Annotated in this window: 17 protein-coding genes and 5 tRNA genes; 18 read left to right on the top strand and 4 right to left on the bottom strand. The window is 39.0% G+C overall.

Annotated features, from left to right (window positions below; genetic code table 11):
- Positions 1–146: 146 nt before the first annotated feature.
- Complete coding sequence (gene tal / locus BW142_RS12870; RefSeq protein WP_076925101.1) at positions 147–1,097, bottom strand: transaldolase; 951 nt, start codon at positions 1,095–1,097, stop codon at positions 147–149.
- Between the two features lie 225 nt (positions 1,098–1,322).
- Here tal and yaaA point away from each other — a divergent pair, with 225 nt between their 5' ends.
- From yaaA to BW142_RS12885, 3 genes are all read left to right on the top strand, one after another.
- Positions 1,323–2,102, top strand: a complete 780-nt coding sequence (gene yaaA / locus BW142_RS12875) for a peroxide stress protein YaaA (RefSeq protein ID WP_007583748.1) — start codon at positions 1,323–1,325, stop codon at positions 2,100–2,102.
- 121 nt (positions 2,103–2,223) lie between these two features.
- Positions 2,224–3,180 (top strand): mechanosensitive ion channel family protein, encoded by a 957-nt coding sequence (locus BW142_RS12880; RefSeq protein WP_076925102.1) that lies wholly within the window; start codon positions 2,224–2,226, stop codon positions 3,178–3,180.
- A 362-nt stretch (positions 3,181–3,542) separates the two neighbouring features.
- Positions 3,543–5,513 (top strand): methyl-accepting chemotaxis protein, encoded by a 1,971-nt coding sequence (locus BW142_RS12885; protein WP_076925103.1) that lies wholly within the window; start codon positions 3,543–3,545, stop codon positions 5,511–5,513.
- Positions 5,514–5,729: 216 nt separating this feature from the next.
- Here the strand turns inward: BW142_RS12885 and BW142_RS12890 are convergent, their stop codons facing one another.
- On the bottom strand, positions 5,730–6,050 hold the full coding sequence (locus BW142_RS12890; RefSeq protein WP_010553266.1) for a BON domain-containing protein: 321 nt from the start codon (positions 6,048–6,050) through the stop codon (positions 5,730–5,732).
- A gap of 271 nt (positions 6,051–6,321) precedes the next feature.
- The gene (srmB, locus tag BW142_RS12895) at positions 6,322–7,548 is read right to left on the bottom strand and encodes an ATP-dependent RNA helicase SrmB (RefSeq protein ID WP_007376476.1); all 1,227 of its coding nucleotides are present in this window, start codon (positions 7,546–7,548) and stop codon (positions 6,322–6,324) included.
- 75 nt (positions 7,549–7,623) lie between these two features.
- Here srmB and BW142_RS12900 point away from each other — a divergent pair, with 75 nt between their 5' ends.
- The 4 genes from BW142_RS12900 to BW142_RS12915 all read left to right on the top strand — a co-directional run bounded on the left by BW142_RS12900 (position 7,624) and on the right by BW142_RS12915 (position 11,312).
- Positions 7,624–8,322 (top strand): methyltransferase, encoded by a 699-nt coding sequence (locus BW142_RS12900; protein WP_076925104.1) that lies wholly within the window; start codon positions 7,624–7,626, stop codon positions 8,320–8,322.
- Between the two features lie 61 nt (positions 8,323–8,383).
- Complete coding sequence (locus tag BW142_RS12905; RefSeq protein WP_007583759.1) at positions 8,384–10,093, top strand: DUF4153 domain-containing protein; 1,710 nt, start codon at positions 8,384–8,386, stop codon at positions 10,091–10,093.
- Positions 10,094–10,258: 165 nt separating this feature from the next.
- The gene (locus tag BW142_RS12910; protein ID WP_076925105.1) at positions 10,259–10,705 is read left to right on the top strand and encodes a DUF2147 domain-containing protein; all 447 of its coding nucleotides are present in this window, start codon (positions 10,259–10,261) and stop codon (positions 10,703–10,705) included.
- A gap of 139 nt (positions 10,706–10,844) precedes the next feature.
- Positions 10,845–11,312 (top strand): YHS domain-containing (seleno)protein, encoded by a 468-nt coding sequence (locus BW142_RS12915; RefSeq protein WP_076925106.1) that lies wholly within the window; start codon positions 10,845–10,847, stop codon positions 11,310–11,312.
- Between the two features lie 82 nt (positions 11,313–11,394).
- Here the strand turns inward: BW142_RS12915 and fldB are convergent, their stop codons facing one another.
- Positions 11,395–11,916, bottom strand: a complete 522-nt coding sequence (gene fldB / locus BW142_RS12920) for a flavodoxin FldB (RefSeq protein ID WP_007583764.1) — start codon at positions 11,914–11,916, stop codon at positions 11,395–11,397.
- Between the two features lie 94 nt (positions 11,917–12,010).
- Here fldB and xerD point away from each other — a divergent pair, with 94 nt between their 5' ends.
- From xerD to BW142_RS12975, 11 genes are all read left to right on the top strand, one after another.
- Positions 12,011–12,937, top strand: a complete 927-nt coding sequence (xerD, locus tag BW142_RS12925) for a site-specific tyrosine recombinase XerD (protein ID WP_024590718.1) — start codon at positions 12,011–12,013, stop codon at positions 12,935–12,937.
- 63 nt (positions 12,938–13,000) lie between these two features.
- A complete protein-coding gene (gene dsbC / locus BW142_RS12930) occupies positions 13,001–13,729 on the top strand; it encodes a bifunctional protein-disulfide isomerase/oxidoreductase DsbC (RefSeq protein ID WP_076925107.1) in 729 nt (242 codons plus the stop codon).
- Positions 13,730–13,810: 81 nt separating this feature from the next.
- Positions 13,811–15,532 (top strand): single-stranded-DNA-specific exonuclease RecJ, encoded by a 1,722-nt coding sequence (gene recJ / locus BW142_RS12935; protein WP_076925108.1) that lies wholly within the window; start codon positions 13,811–13,813, stop codon positions 15,530–15,532.
- 143 nt (positions 15,533–15,675) lie between these two features.
- Positions 15,676–16,774 (top strand): peptide chain release factor 2 gene (gene prfB, locus BW142_RS12940; RefSeq protein WP_139016071.1). Its coding sequence is split into 2 segments (ribosomal slippage): positions 15,676–15,750 and positions 15,752–16,774, totalling 1,098 coding nucleotides; the frame shifts between segments, so codons are not numbered across the junction.
- A gap of 26 nt (positions 16,775–16,800) precedes the next feature.
- Complete coding sequence (gene lysS, locus BW142_RS12945) at positions 16,801–18,336, top strand: lysine--tRNA ligase (protein ID WP_024597675.1); 1,536 nt, start codon at positions 16,801–16,803, stop codon at positions 18,334–18,336.
- Positions 18,337–18,660: 324 nt separating this feature from the next.
- On the top strand, positions 18,661–18,843 hold the full coding sequence (locus BW142_RS12950; RefSeq protein WP_024597674.1) for a hypothetical protein: 183 nt from the start codon (positions 18,661–18,663) through the stop codon (positions 18,841–18,843).
- A 128-nt stretch (positions 18,844–18,971) separates the two neighbouring features.
- Positions 18,972–19,064, top strand: a tRNA-Ser gene (locus BW142_RS12955).
- Between the two features lie 38 nt (positions 19,065–19,102).
- A tRNA-Arg gene (locus tag BW142_RS12960) sits at positions 19,103–19,179 on the top strand.
- Positions 19,180–19,253: 74 nt separating this feature from the next.
- Positions 19,254–19,330, top strand: a tRNA-Arg gene (locus BW142_RS12965).
- Between the two features lie 51 nt (positions 19,331–19,381).
- Positions 19,382–19,458: transfer RNA gene (locus BW142_RS12970), tRNA-Arg, on the top strand.
- Positions 19,459–19,573: 115 nt separating this feature from the next.
- A tRNA-Arg gene (locus BW142_RS12975) sits at positions 19,574–19,650 on the top strand.
- Positions 19,651–19,737: the final 87 nt, after the last annotated feature.

Raw genomic sequence — 19,737 nt, forward strand, 5'->3', positions numbered from 1 at the left:
AAAAAGTGACAGTTATGTTACATAAGTGTGATTAATTGATGAAGGTTTATACGAAGATTATATGAAGGTTAAATAGAGAAGTAGCCAATTTTAGGCATAAAAAAACGCCGCTATTGCGACGTTTTCTAAAACACGATTATAGCAAATTACATTGCTTTAAAACGCGCTTCTAGTTGTTCTTGTGCATCAGCAAAAGAGCGAATACCTTCAGCCAGTTTTTCAGTAGCCATAGCATCTTGGTTATGTAACCAACGGAACTGCGCTTCTGTAAGTGGTTCTGGTTTTGGCTCTTTAGGAACATCGCTTTCAAGCAAATATTCTTGTGCGCCTTCAAGGTTACCTAAATCTTCTAAAAGATTAGGGCTAATAGTTAGCTTGTCACAACCTGTAAGTGCAATAATTTCGCCTGTATTACGGAAACTTGCACCCATCACAACTGTTTTGTAGTCATGGCGTTTGTAAAATTCAAAAATGCTGCGTACAGACTGAACACCTGGATCTTGTAGCGGATCGGTTGGTTTTTCCATACCGTTAGCAACGTGCCAATCTAAAATACGGCCAACAAATGGCGAAATTAGAAATACGTTTGCATCAGCACAAGCACGGGCTTGGGCATCGCTAAATAATAAAGTAAGGTTACATTTAGTGCCTTCTTTTTCTAGCTGCTCAGCGGCTTTAATACCTTCCCATGTAGACGCTACTTTAATTAAAATTTTGTCTTTGCTTACACCTTCTTTTTCGTAAAGGCTAAGTAGGGTATGTGCTTTATCAATTGTAGCTTGTGTATTAAACGAAAGGCGTGCATCTACTTCAGTAGAAATATAACCAGGTACAATCTCGCTAATTTCTTTACCAAGTAATACGGCAAAGTAATCACAAGCTAGTTCAAGTTGTTTAGCAGGCTCTTGCTCGGTTTCTTTTGCGTAGCTCCAAGCTTTATCTAGGTAAGGCTTATATGCTTCAATCTCGCTCGCTTTTAATAAAAGTGACGGGTTTGTAGTTGCATCTTCTGGTTGATGCTTTTTAATAGCTTCAATATCACCAGTATCGGCCACAATAGATGAATGTTGTTTTAGCCTTTGTAGAGCTGAAGTCATTTGCTTTCCTCATTCCAAGCAAGTTAAAAGAAAAATCTAATCACTCTTAATATATACAATCCATACTGCAACAGTGTGACAATGCTTGATAGGTCTTATGTCCTGATCAATAAAAAAACGGCAATGCATGGGTTATTAAGAGAGGATTTATTTAAACAAAACGTGCTTTTCGTTTCATTTAATGTTGAAATTGACACTAAATAAATTACAAGTCAATAGCTAACTATGATCACTGTTATTTCACCTGCAAAAAATCTTGATTACGAAACGCCACCCGCAACAGACAAGTTCACTCAGCCTGAATTACTAGAGCACAGCGAAGAGCTCATGAAAGTATGCCGTGAACTAACACCAGCGCAAATTGGCAGTTTAATGAAAATTAGCGACAAGCTATCTGGGCTTAACGCAGCACGCTTTAGTGAGTGGGCACAGCCGTTTACACAAAGTAATGCTAAACAAGCCGCACTTGCCTTTAATGGCGATGTATATGGCGGTTTAGATGCAAGTACGCTTAAAGCTAGCGAGCTTGATTACGCACAAAACCACTTACGTATCCTTTCTGGCTTATACGGCTTATTAAAACCACTTGATTTAATGCAAGCTTACCGTCTTGAAATGGGCACCAAGCTTGAAAACTCGCGTGGCAAAAACTTATACGAGTTTTGGGGCAGCGTAATAGCGAACAAACTAAACGACGTATTAAAAGCACAAGACGCGCAATACTTAGTTAACCTTGCTTCAAACGAATACTTTAAAGCGGTAGATAAAAAAGCATTAAATGCACAAATTATTACCCCACACTTTAAAGACTGTAAAAACGGTCAATACAAGGTAATTAGCTTTTACGCTAAAAAAGCACGCGGCATGATGGCGCGCTACATTATCGAAAATAAAGTAACGCAATTAAGCCAACTTAAAGAGTTTACTGTGGCGGGTTATTACTTTAGCCCTGAGGCAACAGTTAAAGAGCTTGAGCCGGTATTTATGCGCGACGAACAAAATTAGGTTTATAAGCTTAAATAAAAAATTTAAAAGCCATGCATTGCATGGCTTTTTTGATGTTGGCGTTATATTTGCAATCTCATCTAATATTAATGAGAACACTAATTAAATAGGTGCAAATAAAATGATCAGCATTCCGTCAATTGACGAAGCCGAAAAACTAATAGAAGAAAAGCTCGGAGGGTGGTTTGATGTTGTAATAAGCCATATCCCTAATTTTATAGTTGCGATACTGATCGCAATTGTGTTTTCAATATTGGCGCGCTTTGCTGGCAAGCTGATGAAAAACATATTACGCCGCTCTCTCGACTCAACACAAATTGCCGACTTAATGGCGTCAATTTTTAAAGTTATTGTGTTGTGTATAGGTTTATTTATAGCGCTCGATTTTGTTGGGCTAAAAGGCACCGTAACTTCGTTACTTGCTGGTGCGGGTATTGTGGGTTTAGCCATTGGTTTTGCGTTTCAAGACATGACCGAAAACCTAATTGCTGGTATAGCAATGGGTGTACGCAAGCCATTTAAAACAGGTGATGTAATAGAAACCGATGATGTGTTTGGTTCGATACATTCTATAAACCTACGTAACACGCTAATAGAGAGCTTTTACGGGCAACTAATACTTGTACCAAACAAAGTCTTATTTAGAAATGTACTAAAAAATTACACCACGCTAGGTATAAGACGTATAGAAGTGCCTGTAGGTATTTCGTACGGCGATGACATAGAAAAAGCAAAAGACGTTATAGTCGAAAAAATTAACGAATTTGACTTTGTAATACGCAAAGACGAAACCGCCGTATACGCTGAAGGCTTTGGTGACAGCAGCATTAACTTACTGGTATGGTTTTGGATTAAATACCCAGGCGAGCCTGACTTTATGACGGTACGCCATAAAGGTGTTGTTGCCGTTAAGCAAGCACTAGACGAGGCGGACATTAGCATTCCATTCCCAATTCGCACTTTAGATTTTGGTATTAAAGGCGGCGAAAAACTCGATGCTATGATAAGCGACAAAATAAGCCAGCAATCATCAAATAAAGACAGTGGTGAGGGGACTGACTCTAACCAAAGTGAGTAATTTAGTTAAAACTCATTAGGCAAAAGCATTGGGAAATAGTTACTTACCAACAGCGCATTTTTACAGAGTAAAAATGCGCTTTTTAGACATTTTATAAAATAAAGGATATTTCTAATTTTAAAGTTAAGTCCTTTCATATAAGTATAAATTATCATTTTCCAATAAGAGCGCAATAAATAAACTTGTAACCATTACAAATACATAAACAACGAGGTGTTTGGATAATAAATGCATTTTAGTGGTTTTATGTTCCTTTTTTTTTTGTTTCCCCTTGTAAATTCGAGGTTTTTGAATAAATAAATTTATTTTTAGCTTTTGGTAGGCTAGATTTAACTTAACTGCTCTTTATTTAGTAAATACAAATGCCAAGCAAGAAAGAAAATTCAGCTTTTCAAACGAGTCACTGGAGTTTAAAAACTAAGCTAACATTAATTTTCCTACTCGTAGGGATAATACCCGCCCTCATAATTACTACAATTTCTACATTACAATCAAAATCACGCGTCGAATACAATATATCTCAGTCGCTTGAGGCGATTAATCAAATAAAAAAAACTCAGATCGAAAATTATTTTAATCAAAAAAGGGCAGATATTGAGCTTTTGGCTTTGATTGTTCCGCAGCTTGAGGAAGACAACTATGATCGCTTTTTTACAGAATATATACAGAAGTATGACTATTACGATGTGTTTTTAATTAATAACAATGGGCTTATTTATTACACTCAAGCTAGAGAATCTGATTATCAAACAAACATATTACAAGGTAAATATGCGAGTTCAAATTTAGGAGATTTAATTAAAGAGGTTAAACAATCTAAAAGTTTTAGTATTGCTGATTACAAACCGTATGCACCAAGTAATGGAGAACCCGCTGCGTTTATTGCTATACCTGTTGATGGTAGCGATACAATAGTTGCTTTGCAGCTTTCGAGCAAAGGGACTAATCAAATAATGGGTGTTCGCGAAGGGATGGGAGAAACTGGTGAGAGTTACCTAGTTGGAGAAGATAAGCTAATGCGTTCTGATTCATATCTTGACCCTGAAGGACATTCACTCAAAGCAAGTTTTGCAGGAACTGTAACAAATAATGGTGCTGATACAGAGGCTGTAAATTTAGCTTTAAATGCTCAACATGGTACTAAAATAATAAAAGATTATAATGGAAATAACGTACTTTCTGCCTTCGATAGTATAAAGATTGGAGATTTCAGCTGGATTATATTAAGTGAAATTGACGAATCAGAAGCATTTGCACCAGTCCATCAGACTGTGCTTTTTAGTGTGATTTCTATAATAGTAGCTGCAATTGTTGTTGTATTTATTGGTGTTTTCTTTTCTCGAAAAATAGCGACTCCAATAATTGTAGCTTCCACTTTTGCTAAAAAAGTGGCGGCAGGAGATCTTAGCAGTAATATCGAAGTTAATTCACACGATGAGGTAGGCATGCTACAAGTTGCATTGCATACCATGTTAGAAAATCTCAGAAAAATGATTGGTGAATTATCTAACGTTGCAGTTCAGCAAGGCATTACAGCAACAGAGCTTGCCTCAGTTACTGAGCAAACTAGCTTAGCAGTTACCGAGCAGCAAGCACAAACTATACAAGTTGCAGCCGCCACTACCGAAATGACTGAAACAGTAAAAGAGATAGCGAGTACAACTGCTAGTGCATCATTATTATGTGAAAATATTCAAAGAATGGCTCGAGAAGGCTCTGAAAATAATGATAGTACTTACAACGCACTTGTTTCTCTTGGAGAAGCTACAAAAAAATCAGCACATGAAGTGACGGAGTTGAAGCATAATTCAGAAAAAATAGTGAATGTATTAGGCGTTATTAAAAAGATAGCTGATCAGACTAATTTACTTGCTTTGAACGCAGCAATTGAAGCAGCTAGAGCTGGTGAACAAGGGCGTGGTTTTGCTGTTGTTGCTGATGAAGTACGAAGCTTAGCTAAGTCTACGCAAGAGTCTACAATGGAGGTTGAAGTGATCATTGAAGCTGTTGTGAGTGCCAGTAACGCAGCTGTTCAAGCAATGACAGACAATGTAGGACAAACAATTCAAGTTCAGGAAATAGCTAAGAAAGCAAACTTAATCAATAGTAATGTAGGCAAAGCAGTAGATGAAATTTTTGATATGGTTGTTCAAATTGCAACCGCCTCTGAGCAGCAGGCAACCACCATCGATGAAATATCACGAAATATAGGTGTCATAAATATGGGTATATCAGAGACCGAGCAGGCAGTTAGAGATATTGCACAGTCAAGTAGCGAATTGTCTAGAATGGCAAACGGTTTAAATGATGAGGCCCAAAAGTTTAGTCTTTAACTTACTCTATTAATTTAGAAATCTTTGATTTAATGACGCTAATCATACAGATATAACTACGGTAGGATGTTACAGGGACGTACCATAAAAGATGTAAATAAGCGCGTGCCAAATAGTGCACGCGCATAAATAAATATTAGAGTTGGTGAGACACTCTGCAATCGATGAGCTCGTAAATTACAAACTTCCAACATATTTATGTTTTATTCTAACATGTTAAATAACGCTAATTTTGTTACGAATGATTTTTACGCCATCCATATTTTCTAAAAACTTTTGAGCTAGTGCGCGCTGAAAACCAGTTTGTGCTTCACCATATAAATCTACTTCACCATTTTTTACCTGCACACGAATATCACTTAACGCTAGGTTAGGATTAGTTCGTAGGGTGTTGGTGATAGCTTGTTGTAAGTTAGGTTGAGTGGCTACACTGCTTACTACGGCCATGTTGGTTGCTGCACTTACCTTTGTAGCGCAAGCTAATAAAAATAAACAACAAAATGATACTAAAGCGATAGTTAACTTGAAGCGGTTCATAACTTAATCCTTACATTACGGTGAATAGTGCAGCCACAATATGGAAATTCCATCGGCTAGGTTATTATTGTAGTTACAATTTCGGTGCCAATATTAACGCCATGAAATATAAGGGGATTTTATTAAGTGGAAATTCAGGTGGGCAAAAATTACATTTAAATGAGTATGAGTTACATGCTTGGGTTACATATGTAACAGGTACAAGTGACAGAGCTATAAAGCTTGCATTAAAAAGCCGACAAAAGCCGGCTTAGTATAAAAATGTTTTAGGTTACTTTTTCTTTTTAACCTTAGCCTTTTTCTTGGCTTTCATTTTTACTGGATCTTTACGCTTTTTAGCAGGTGGCTTAGCTTCTTTATGCTGTGGCTCGACACCTCTAATTACACGGCGTTTTAATTTTTGTTCAACGTAGCGCTCTACTTTATATAAAATACCAATATCGTGTGCTTCAACTAGCGATATTGCTATCCCTTTTTTACCAGCACGGCCAGTACGACCAATACGGTGTACATATACGTCGGCAGTACGCGGCATATCAAAGTTAATAACGTGGCTGATGTCAGATACGTCAATACCACGTGCAGCTACGTCGGTAGCAACTAATATGCTTGTTTTGCCACTGTGGAAGTTTTCCATGGCTTTCATACGTTTGTCTTGTGGCATTTCGCCGCGTAACCACGCTGCTTTTACATCATTAGTTGTAAGTTCGCCAATCAATGTTTCTAAGCGTTCGCGAGTTTTAACAAACACAATCGCTTTAGTCACGTCAGGATTTTTTAGCGTATTAACTAATAACTCAAGTTTGTGATGATAATCGTCGGCTAAATGTACCCATTGGTGAATTTTTGCTTTTTCTTTACGTGACGATTCGGCTTCTAATAGAGCTGGGTCGTTTAATGTTTTTTCAGCAAACCTTTCTACGCTGTCACCTTCAAGTGTTGCTGAGAATAAAAAACATTGGCGACGATTTTTAGCTTCGTCACAAATACGGCTCATTTCCTTTTTGAAACCCATGTCTAACATGCGATCTGCTTCATCAATAATAAGCATTTCTACATGTTCAGCATGAAAGTTTTCGGTTTCTAGGTATTCCATTAATCGACCTGGTGTGGCGATTAAAATATCATTATTTTTTTCAAAAATTTCTTTATGCGTGCCGTAGTTAATACCGCCTGTTACTACACCAATTTTTAGGTGTGTGCGTTTAGCTAGCAGTTCACATTGTTCATGAATTTGATAAGCCAGCTCACGAGTTGGGGTCATAACGAGTACGCGCGCAAAACCAGGGTCACGACGTGGGAAATCCAGTAAGTACTGAATAGCCGGAATTAAAAATGCCGCTGTTTTACCTGTACCAGTAGGCGCAGATGCTAAAATATCGCGCCCCTGTAGTGCTTCAGGAATAGCTTGTTGTTGAATGCTGGTTGGCGTCTCGTAGCCCATTTTATTAATGGCATCGAGTAGCTTGTTATCAAGATCAAATTCAGAAAATTGCATAGAGTGTCTAAAATAAGGGACAATTAGCCTGATTATACGCGCTATGCTGCGCTTGGTGAATGAAAAGGTGAAAAAATGTCTGGTTTTGTATTTAAACAATTTAAAGTTGAACACGACCACTGTGCAATGAAAGTTTCTACCGATGGCATTTTGCTTGGTGCATGGGCTAATTTAAGCGGCGCAAAGTCATTACTTGATATAGGCACCGGCACCGGCTTACTAGCACTAATGTGTAAGCAGCGCAGTAATGAACTTGATATAACTGCGGTAGAAATTGACGAAAGCGCCCATACCCAAGCATTACAAAATGTAGCTAATAGTCCGTGGCCAACTATAAGTATTACGCACCAAACTATTCAACGCTTTAGTAGTGAAGTTAAATTTGACGTGGTTATCTCTAATCCACCGTATTTTAATCACAGTTTAAAAGGCGATAATGCTGCGCGTAATGCCGCACGCCATACAGACGGATTAAGTTTTGAAGAGTTAATTAATGCCTTTAAACGCTTAAGCCATAGCCGCTCTCGCTTTAGCTTAATACTCCCAAGCGTTGAAGGCGCATTATTTATTGAGCTTGCTATTCAAAATGGGCTTTATTTAAATACTCACTGCCAAGTAAAAGCCACGCCTAATAAAGATATTAGCCGCAGTTTAATGACATTTAGCTACGTAAAAAGCGATATAGAATCATCAATCCTGTGTATTAGAAACTTAGATAATACCTACACTGCTGATTATATAGCCCTGTGCAAAGCATTTTATTTGAAAATGTGAAGCAATTGTAAAATAGGAACGAATAACGCAAACTGACTAAAACCTATTGTTGAGAACAGATATGGATAGTCAGTTACCAAAATCTTTTATAATTATACTTGCCGTACTACAGGCTATTGCTCTTACCCTTTTGTATAGCAGTATAGAAAATAATGTGTGGCCAGCAACAAGCCCTACATGGTTAGTCTCACTTATTACATTTTCTATGAGCTTTCCTTTATTAATGCTAATGACCGTTAATAAAAATAATATAAAAACGTCGTTGCTTTTAATCCTTCCTTTTTCCTTGTTGTTATCTTTATTGGGGGCGTATGTTGGCTTTCAGCAAGAGCCTCAAGAGTACGTAAGTAATAACACTTTAATGTCAGTTTTTATTTTTACTAGTTTAATAGCTGGCTTTAAAGGCCTTATGTACATACAACAATTTGGTAGCTCAGAAAATGTTAGTTACAGTCGTTTATTTAAGCTCTCTTGGCGTAATTTTATAATATTTGGAGAATGCTGGCTGTTTGTACTTATTTTTTGGGGAATTCTAAATTTAGGTGCGGCTTTATTTGATATTTTAGATATAGAATTTTTCTCTGAGCTACTAAGAAATGAATGGTTTTGGATCCCAACCTTAACGCTCGCATTTGCCTTTGCGAGTGTCATATTTAGAAAGCTTTTGAACATTGAAGATAATATCGCTTTTTTACTACAAACTTTAATTAAGTTTTTATTGCCTGTTTTATCAGTTATTTCTCTCGGTTTTTTAGCAACACTTCCTTTTACCGGACTCAATAAATTATGGGAGACCGGAAGTGGCAGTTTATTAGTAATGTGGCTGCAGGTGCTCACGTTGTTTTTTGTTAACACTGTTTATAAAGATGACTCATCAGTTCGCCCTTATCACATGCTCTTGCACCGACTCGTTTTTATAAGCGTTGCGTTACTTCCAGTTTATAGTGTTATTTCTGCCTATGGAATTTACTTACGGGTAGAGCAGCATGGGCTAACAGTAGATCGTTGTTGGGGCATTTTGATTTGGTTTTTATTGGCGTGTTTTTCGTTTAGTTATCTTGTTGGAATTATAACAAAGCGAGACAATTGGCTAGAGCCGCTTAGCAAAATAAATATTGTGATGGGGTGGGTGGTGCTCGTTAGTATGCTTGCTGTTAACTCCCCTTTATTAAATTTTCAAAGCTTATCTACAAACAGCCAAATAGCGCGTTTAGATGCAGATAAAGTAACAATAGAAAAGTTTGACTATTACTATTTTGAGCACAGCTTAGGTCGCCAAGGTTATTTAGCTATGCAGTTATTAAAACAGAAAATTGAAACGAGTCACCCAGAGCAATACGCTATCATCGATAGGATGTATGTAAATAATGAGTTTGCTTTAACGCTTGAACACACAGTCGATGATTTTATTGAGCGCAGTGTATTTTGGCCATCACAAGCGCTAATACCTCAAGGTTTAATAGAGGCAGTATTTTCTGAACAACATTTTTACGATCGTAACTCTTTAAAAGAACATACTTACTATTTCATTGGCATGGATTTAAACAAAGATGATGAACTCGATTTTATAGTGATTGACGAAAGTAATGAAAATATATCCGCATATTTCTGGTTATTCGACATGGGTAAGTGGCGCTCAAGGTATATGAATGTCGAAAATCCTGAAGAGATTAGATACCTTAAAAGCATGATTGATAATAACGAATTATCTTTAGTTGAGCCTGAATATTCAAATCTAAAAATAGGGGATGTTGTTTTTAAAGTGAGGTAATACGTAACTTTTTTTTATGCTACTGCCCCTTAAACCTAAACTAATGATTATTAGTTTAGGTTTTTTGCTTTTAGTTTTTTATTTTATGTACAGCGCTTTAATAGTGTGTTTATAAATCACCTGATATGATTTAGCCATTGGCCACTTAATTTAAAAGGCAACACAATGAAAAAGTTAAATAAATTAGCATTACTTAGCACGTTAGCTGCCACCATTTTTGCAAGCCAAGGTGTGTTTGCTGCTATTACGCCAGTAGGCCTTTGGAAAACGATTGATGAGGATACAAACCAAGCTAAGTCGTATGTACGTATTACCCAAACCAACGGTGTATTAAGCGGCAAAGTTGAAACCATTCTTAACCCTGCAAAACAAAATGATATATGCAGTAAATGCGATGATGAGTTAAAAGATCAGCCTATTTTAGGAATGACTATAATCACCGATGTAAAAGCACAAGATGATGGCGTTTGGGGAGACGGAGAAATACTCGACCCAACAAATGGTAAAACCTACACTTTACAACTAACCCCGCAGGATGAAGGTAAAAAGCTCGAAGTACGCGGCTACATTGGGTTTTTTTACCGTAATCAATATTGGTTAAAAGTAGAGTAAGTTTTACTACTTATTTAATCACTAAACGTTAAATAATTAAGTATTAGCTGAAATCATTTTTGTGCTTTGCCTTTCTTACTCACTAAGCCAGCTATATTTAATTGGCATTCAATTTTGAGTAAATAATAAAGGAAAAAAGATGATTAAGTACATAGTTGCTTTAATAATGCTGAGCACACTGTTAATAAGCGGTGGAGCAAGCGCAAAGGATGATGCTGTAAATACGGGTTGGTTTAATAACACGGCTATTAAAGGGTACGACAGCGTTGCATATTTTACGCAAAATAAAGCCGTTAAAGGAAGCGACAAATATACGTTTAGTTATTTAGGTGCTGACTGGCATTTTTCGAGTGAAGAAAACAAAACGACATTTGCAGAAAACCCAAAGCGTTATGCACCGCAATACGGTGGCTGGTGCGCTTATGCAATGGCTGATGAGGGTAATGCCGTAGGGATAGACCCTGAAGCATTTTATATTCACGAAGATAAGCTTTACTTAAATTATAGCCAAAGCGTACAGCAAAAATGGTTAAGTAATTTACTGCCTTATATCGTTATGGCTGATGGGTACTACCCACAAACAACCAATGTGATGACGTTTCAATAAATTGATTTATATTAATTAAAAAGCCCGCAGCTAAACTAGTTGTGGGCTTTTTACTTTTTATTTGTCGGTATTGATAAGTGAATTAAAGCGTTTCGCCGTATTCAGTCATTACCTGTTCAACCCATGTTGCAATGCGGTCGTCGCTTAGCTCGTATTGACTATCTTCGTCTAATGCGAGTCCTACAAACTGTTTACCATCAGGCGTTAATGCTTTTGAAGCTTCAAACTCGTAGCTACTGTCGTTTGGCCAAAAACCAAGTTGAGTAAATGTTTGCGTATTTATTTCGTCGTGTAGCATGCCTAGTGCATCTTGAAACCACTGCCCGTAACCTTGCTGATCGCCCATGCCAAATAAAGCAATGGTTTTACCATTTAGGTTTACGTCGGCTATGTCGTCCCACTTTGACTCCCAGTCTTCTTGTATTTCACCAAAGTCCCATGTTGAAATACCAAAGATGATAAAGTCGTACTGCTCTGCATTTTTTAGTGGCTCGTCTTTAATATTGTGCAGGGTAACTATATCGGCACCAATAATGTCGCGAATCTTTTCTGCTGCCATTTCGGTGTAGCACGTAGTAGAACCAAAAAATAAACCAATTTGCATCGTATTTATCACTGTGTAATTGCCTGATATGATAGGCTCAAGTTTACCGTAAGGTATTTTTAATTGATACCTTAGCAAAGCATGAGAGCATAATGTGACAACGCTATCTGACGATTCTTTTGAAAATAACAGCAGTATGAGCAGTAATAGCGACTACCTAGAAACCTTTTTAGATAGCCTGTACTTAGAACAAGGCGTAAGCGAAAACACATTAAGTGCTTATCGGAGTGATTTAGACAAGTTTTGCCTATTTTTAAAAGGCGAAAATTTAATGACGGTAACAGGGCTTGATGTTGAAAGTTACTTAGCGCATCGAGTCGATTTAGGCTTAAAACCACGCAGTACTGCACGTAGTATTAGTGCGCTAAAACGTTTTTATCAGTACTTTGTGCGCGAAAAACTAATTAGCGACACCCCCATGCTAAATATTTCTCAGCCAAAAGCAGGGCAGTCGTTACCTAAAACACTCTCAGAAGCTGAAGTTGAGGCATTATTAAATGCGCCTAACACCGAAGAAGCGATGGGACTGCGCGATAAGGCCATGCTAGAGCTACTTTATGCAACGGGTTTGCGTGTAAGTGAGCTTGTTGGACTGCGCATGGAGCAAATTAATTTGCGCCAAGCAGTGGTGTTTGTAAAAGGTAAAGGTAATAAAGAGCGGTTAGTACCACTGGGTGAAGAGGCCATGTATTGGCTTGAGCAATTTTTAAAGGGTGGTCGTGCGCAAATGATAAAACATGCCACCGATTTTGTGTTCCCATCTAAACGCGGAGTAGGCATGACGCGACAAACCTTTTGGCATAGAATTAAACACTATGCTATTTTGGCAGCAGTTGAGTCTCCATTATCGCCCCATACTATGCGCCATGCTTTTGCTACGCACTTATTAAATCATGGGGCAGATTTACGTGTGGTACAAATGATGTTGGGCCATAGCGATTTATCAACGACGCAAATTTATACCCATGTTGCCAATGAACGGTTAAAGTCGGTACACGCAGAGCATCATCCGCGTGCGTAAGTTTGAAAGTAAATATCATTAAGCCGGTCAATATATTAAGTATTTTTAGGATAGAGAGAAGTTATGAAAAAATTAATGTTAGCAGGTGCCATGTTGTGCACAAGTATTAGTGCATTTGCAAATGGCGTTGCTGTAACACCAGATGCTAATGATCCTATTATTACTAAATTTGCCGAGCTTGGTGTAACTGTAAAGCAAATTAATCCAAGCCCAGTAGCAGGTTTAAAAGAATTGATCACTAATAAAGGCGTGCTTTATGCAAGTCCAGACGGTCAATTTTTAATGCAAGGTACGTTAATTGATTTAAATAATCGTAATAACCTAACAGAGCAAGCATTAAACGGCGTGCGCGTTGAAGGTATTAAAGAATACGAAGAATCGATGATTGTGTACAAAGCGCCAAACGAAAAACACAGTATTACTGTATTTACCGATATTAGCTGTGGTTACTGTCGTAAATTACACCGCGAGTTAGACGATTTACTTGATGCGGGTATTACCGTTAAGTACCTTGCGTTTCCACGTGGTGGCTTACAAGGTTCAGGTTACGCAGATTTAATGAACGTATGGTGTGCACGCGATCAGCAAGAAGCACTAACCGAAGCTAAGTCGGGCACAAGCACCAAAGTAGTTGCAGGCTGTAGCGCACCGGTTGCAGAGCATTACCAATTAGGTCAAAGCTTTGGTATTAGCGGCACACCCGCTATTATTTTAGAAGATGGTACGATGATCCCTGGTTACCAGCCAGCAGCAGCATTAAAAGCAGCATTAGAAGCTAACAAAGCGTCGTAATTAAACGCTTAGTTATTATTAAAAAGGCCTTAATGGCCTTTTTTTGACTTTTTAATACGACTCAATAAGTTAAAACTCTGCATGAAAAAACTAATCATTGCGCGTGAAAACGTTGACGACTCGCATCTGCCGAGTAATTTACACCCTGTAATTAAACAAATTTATGCTAACCGCAATGTATTCAATGCCGAAGAGCTAAATAACAGCGTAGCGACGCTCCACGACTTTAAATTGTTTAAAGACATCGACAAAGCCAGCGACTTATTAATTGAAGCATTAAAAGCGCAAAGCCAAATATTAATAGTTGGCGACTTTGATGCCGATGGCGCAACAAGTACTGCAACTTTAATGCAAGGCCTTGAGATGTTTGGCTTTAAGCATTTAGATTACTTAATTCCTGACAGGTTTAGCTTAGGTTATGGCTTAAGCCCCGCGCTTGCAGAGCAAATAGTACAAATAAAACCTGATTTAGTGATCACCGTAGATAACGGCATATCGTGTATTGCCGGTATTGATATTTTAAAAGCGGTTGGCATAAAAGTGCTGGTAACAGATCACCATTTACAAGGTGAGCAGCTGCCAAATGCCGATGCAATAGTAAACCCAAACAGGCATGAATGTGATTTTCCGTCTAAATCCATTGCAGGCGTTGGCGTTGCTTTTTACTTGTTAATAGCACTGAGAAGCGTAATGCGAGACTTAGGTTATTTTGAGCAGCAACCGCCGCCTAATTTAGCTAACTTACTCGACATTGTAGCGCTTGGTACGGTTGCTGACGTGGTCGCACTTGATGCGAACAACCGTACGTTAGTGCATCAAGGTTTAGCACGTATTCGCAGTGGTAAAACACGCCCTGGTATTACCGCGCTTATTGAAGTGGCAAATCGTAATGCCTCACGTTTAAGTGCCAGTGATTTTGGTTTTTCGCTTGCGCCGCGTTTAAATGCAGCAGGGCGATTAGACGACATGAGTTTGGGTATAGCGTGCTTGCTTAGCACCGATATAAACCAAGCGCGTAGTATAGCGGGCGAGCTCGATAGCTTAAACTTTGCAAGGCGCGAAATAGAACAAGGCATGCAATTTGAGGCGCAAGCCGTGCTTGATAGGCTCGCATTTAGCGACGATAACATCCCTGATGCTATTTGTTTGTTTCAAGACGATTGGCATCAAGGTGTTATTGGTATTTTGGCTGGTCGCTTAAAAGAAAAATACCACCGCCCAACCGTTATATTTGCTGGTGGCGAAAACGGTGAAATTAAAGGCTCGTGCCGCTCTATTGAAGGGCTACACATGCGCGATTTACTCGAAGGACTTAATACCGCCGACCCGCATTTAATTAATAAATTTGGTGGTCACGCAATGGCCGCTGGTTTAAGTATTAACGAGCAGCATTTTAACGACTTTAAAAAAGCGTTTGATGCCGCAGTTAGCGCGCAACTGAGTGAAGAAAGTAAGCGCTGCATTGTGTTTACCGACGGCGAGCTGCCAAACGACTGCTTTACAATGGATTTTGCCCAGCTATTAAAGCAATCGGGCCCGTGGGGTCAGCAATTTCCTGAGCCGGTGTTTGAGCATACCTTTGAAGTAATACAGCAGCGCATAGTAGGCGAAAAGCATTTAAAGCTCGTGTTAAAGCACCAATCTGGTCGATTAGTTGATGCCATTGCTTTTGGTATTGATGTAAAAGAGTGGCCAGATACTGAGGCCAAGTTTGTGAAAGTAGCGTATCAGCTCGATATAAATGAGTTTAGAGGTAAATTTACGCTGCAATTAATAGTTAGAGAGCTTGAAAAAGTGTATTAAAAAATATGTAATATCATGCATAAAATGCTAATAAAGCGCGCGGTTTTTTGTTAAAATCGGGCGTTTTTATCATTTGACGATAATTTATTGCGAAAATCCCATTTAAAGGGGCGCAATTACCTAGCTATTTTGGAGTGATGTACATGTTTGAAGTGAATCCTGTGATTAATCAAATCAAGGAAATTCGCGAACGTACTGAATTGCTTCGGGGGTACCTTTGACTACGCTCTTAAACAAGAACGCTTAGAAGAAGTTAACGCCGAGCTTGAAGATTCAGCCGTATGGAATGAGCCTGAACGCGCACAAGCGCTTGGCCGTGAAAAATCAGCATTAGAAGCGGTTGTTGAAACAATCGACAACCTAGTAGCCGGTACTGACGACGTTGAAGGCTTACTTGAGCTAGCTGTAGAAGCTGAAGACGAAGATACCTTTGTTGAAGCGCAAACTGAGCTTGCTGATTTAAACGGACAGTTAGAAGGTTTAGAGTTTCGTCGTATGTTTTCGGGTCCTCATGACTCAAACGATGCTTACCTTGATTTACAATCAGGTTCTGGCGGTACTGAAGCACAAGACTGGTGTAATATTTTACTTCGTATGTATTTACGTTGGGGCGAGGCTAAAGGCTTTAAAGTTGAGCTAGTTGAAGCGACCGACGGTGATGTTGCCGGTATTAAAGGCGCAACTGTCCGCTTTGTTGGCGAATACGCTTACGGTTGGCTACGTACCGAAACTGGTGTGCACCGTTTAGTACGTAAAAGCCCATTTGACTCAAGTGGTCGTCGTCATACTTCATTTGCTTCCGCGTTTGTATACCCAGAAGTTGACGATAACATTGAAATTGATATGAATCCGTCAGACTTACGTATAGACGTTTACCGTGCATCGGGCGCGGGTGGTCAGCACGTTAACACCACCGAATCGGCGGTTCGTATTACTCACGTACCAACAAATACCGTAGTGCAGTGTCAAAACGAGCGTTCACAGCATAAAAATAAAGCCCAAGCGATGAAGCAGTTAAAAGCTAAATTATTTGAGCTTGAGCTACAACAGCAAAATGCTGAAAAACAAACGCAAGAAGACGCTAAATCTGATATTGGTTGGGGTAGTCAAATTCGTTCATACGTACTTGATGACGCACGCATTAAAGATTTACGTACAGGCGTTGAAAACCGCAATACCCAATCGGTACTTGACGGTAACTTAGATAAATTTATTGAAGCCAGCCTTAAATCTGGCCTATAACCACCAAGCTAATAAAGAGCTAAAAAATGACTGATAAAATCCAAGACGAAAACAAGTTAATCGCTGAGCGTCGCGGCAAGTTAGATGCTATACGCGAAAATTGCCCAGCCAACGGTCATCCAAACCAATTCCGTCGTGAGCATTACACGGCTGATTTGCAAGCCCAGTTTGGTGATAAGAGCAAAGAAGAATTAGTAGAGATGCAAGAAGTTGTGTCTATCGCTGGCCGTATTTTAGCAAAGCGTGGACCGTTTTTTGTAATTCAAGACATGAAAGGTCGCGTACAAGCGTATGCATCTAAAGATGTTCAAAAAGATCTTAAAGAAAAATATGGTCAGCTAGACACTGGCGATATTATTGGTGTTAAAGGCGCATTAAATAAATCGGGTAAAGGCGATTTATACGTAGAAATGACTGAGTACCAATTATTAACTAAGTCACTTCGTCCGTTGCCTGAAAAATTCCATGGCTTATCAGATCAAGAAACAAAGTACCGCCAACGTTACGTTGATTTAATTACTAACGAAGCAACGCGCGAAACATTCCGCATCCGTTCACAAGTAGTTGAAGGCATTCGTCGCTTTTTAGCAGACCGTGACTTTATGGAAGTAGAAACACCAATGCTACAGGTTATACCTGGCGGTGCATCTGCGCGTCCGTTTGTAACTCACCATAACGCGCTTGATATCGACATGTACTTACGTATAGCGCCTGAGCTTTACTTAAAGCGCTTAGTGGTAGGTGGTTTTGACCGTGTATTCGAAATTAACCGTAACTTCCGTAACGAAGGGTTATCTACGCGTCACAATCCAGAATTCACAATGATTGAATTTTACCAAGCATACGCTGATTACATCGACCTGATGAACATCACTGAAGACATGTTACGTACGGTTGCAGAAAACGTACTAGGTAGTGCAGTTGTAGTTAATACAACTAAAGACGAAAACGGCGAAGTAATTGACTCAGTTGAATACGACTTTGGCCAACCGTTTACACGTTTAAGCATGGCGGACGCAATTTTAAAATATAACCCTGAGTTTGATGCTGCGGTATTTAACGACCCAGAAAACCACTTTGACGAATTAAAAGCGTACGCTAAACAAGTACACGTTAAAATTCCTGAAAACTGTGTTTGGGGCCCAGGTAAGTTCTTGTGTGAAATATTTGAAGAAACAGCAGAACACATGCTTATTCAACCTACGTTTATTACTGGCTACCCGTGGGAAGTTTCTCCACTTGCACGCCGTAACGACGAAAATGCATTTGTTACCGACCGTTTTGAATTTTTTGTTGGCGGTCGTGAACTTGCAAATGGTTTCTCTGAGCTTAACGATGCACAAGACCAAGCAGAGCGCTTTACACGCCAAGTTGAAGAGAAAGACGCAGGCGATGATGAAGCAATGCATTACGATGAAGACTACATACGCGCACTTGAGTACGGCTTACCGCCAACTGCAGGTGAAGGTATTGGTATTGACCGTTTAGTAATGTTGTTTACTGACTCATCTACAATCAAAGACGTTATTTTGTTCCCGCATATGCGCCCGCAAGCTGACTAAGCTTTGGGTAGAACAAAGTAAGTTAATAAACGCCGCTTAATAGCGGCGTTTTTTTATTTTGTATTAGTATTTTAATTAATAAGTACTACACTAAAAATTAAATGTAGTTATTAGTGCTGGTTAATGTGCAATTCAGCTTCACTAATTTATTGTTATTGGCAGTTTTTAATATTAAAACTAACAGTGCTATAACTTTTTAGTATGATTGTTTTTTAAACATATGTTGTATTTATGTAAAGGTTTTAGCTAGAATACGCACGAAATTTACACTGTTTGGTATTTAGCAGTTTAAGTATAGATTCTTAAAGGACTTAGAATAATAGTATGAAAGACAAACGAGTAGATGATTTTTCAGAAGAGGGCACATCAGAGCAAGAACGAAATGCTTATTACCGTGCTTGTATTGCTGAATTTCAACAGTTAGGTTACCAAGAACAGTATTTGGCTCAGTTAACTGATGACTTAGTTCCCGTGCTAGGTGTTAATCCTTCAAATAAAAACGCGTAACCCGCTTAAATTTCAAACTAATTACACTTTTAAACCAAGCATATGTGCAATCTATAACCATATAGTCGTTTTTGGTAGAAAAGTGTTTGACATATTTTCTGAAATCTTTATTATACGCCCCACAAGACGGAGAGGTGTCCGAGTGGCCGAAGGAGCTCCCCTGCTAAGGGAGTATAGAGTTTGTAGCTCTATCGAGGGTTCGAATCCCTCCCTCTCCACCATTTCTTTTAATGGCGTGTTTTGTAAAGTTTTAAAGTATGGGTGCATAGCTCAGCTGGATAGAGTACTCGGCTACGAACCGAGCGGTCGGAGGTTCGAATCCTCCTGCGCCCACCATACTTTAATAACTCTGCTTAGAGTCTAAATAAGCCAAAACTCTACTTAGAGTTTAAATAAGTAAACTATAAAGTGGGTGCATAGCTCAGCTGGATAGAGTACTCGGCTACGAACCGAGCGGTCGGAGGTTCGAATCCTCCTGCGCCCACCACTTTATAAACTCTCACTTAGAGTAAAAACAAGTAATAGTAAAAATGAAAGTGGGTGCATAGCTCAGCTGGATAGAGTACTCGGCTACGAACCGAGCGGTCGGAGGTTCGAATCCTCCTGCGCCCACCACTTTCATATTTTCATACACTTTTAAGTGTAAGGAAAATAAACCGATGGAAATCGGTTTTTTTATGTCTGAATTTATACGCTCTGCTTAGAGTTTAAATAAGCAATCTATGAAAGTGGGTGCATAGCTCAGCTGGATAGAGTACTCGGCTACGAACCGAGCGGTCGGAGGTTCGAATCCTCCTGCGCCCACCACTTTCATAAATAAGCCGACATTAAGTCGGTTTTTTGTGCCCGAAATAAAGTGAAATGTAGGTTTAGGCGAATTGAGAACCAAGCAGT

Origin of the sequence: Pseudoalteromonas sp. EB27 (genome assembly GCF_001974875.1) — a bacterium.
Classification (GTDB): domain Bacteria; phylum Pseudomonadota; class Gammaproteobacteria; order Enterobacterales; family Alteromonadaceae; genus Pseudoalteromonas.